The organism is Vibrio sp. 10N.222.49.C9 (genome assembly GCF_041474985.1).
Classification (GTDB): domain Bacteria; phylum Pseudomonadota; class Gammaproteobacteria; order Enterobacterales; family Vibrionaceae; genus Vibrio; species Vibrio crassostreae_C.
In genome coordinates this window covers 1-447 of sequence record NZ_JBFRVD010000244.1, presented here as the reverse complement: position 1 = coordinate 447, position 447 = coordinate 1, and the positions used below count along the sequence as shown (strand labels likewise).

1 pseudogene is annotated in these 447 nt (G+C 42.5%); it reads left to right on the top strand.

Annotated features, from left to right (window positions below):
• A pseudogene (locus AB4585_RS22970) lies at positions 1 to 228 on the top strand (prepilin-type cleavage/methylation domain-containing protein); the annotation flags it as partial.
• Between the last annotated feature and the right edge of the window lie 219 nt (positions 229 to 447).

The window sequence follows — 447 nt, the reverse complement described above, 5'->3', positions numbered from 1 at the left end:
TCAGTGTGTTCTGATTACTCGCTGTGTGGCGTAGGTAACCAAACCGTTAATAATATCAGTCAGAGCATCTTACCTGACGCTGTGACTAAACCCGCTCCGAGTAACGCTAAAATGGTATTCATTTGGCCAGAAGGCTTCAAAATAGCGGATAGATGCTACGCGTATTACTACCACCCTAAAGTTGAGGGTAAAGATTCTCTTTATGGTTCTGTCACTGACGGCTGCTAACTACTTTTATTCTTGTGTCATGCTTAGTCGGGCTTAATCTTGCCAACTCTTTTCCATTAAACCGAAAAGCAGATTCCCTTTTTTATTCGAATGACGGCGGGGTATTTTGCCCTTGTTAATCGCAATTTCTCTAACTTATTCGTCGACCTATCTCGAAGCAAACGAAGAAAGAACGAGATGTTTAGAGTAAAGAGGAAGGATCTGAGGCACTACGGCTTT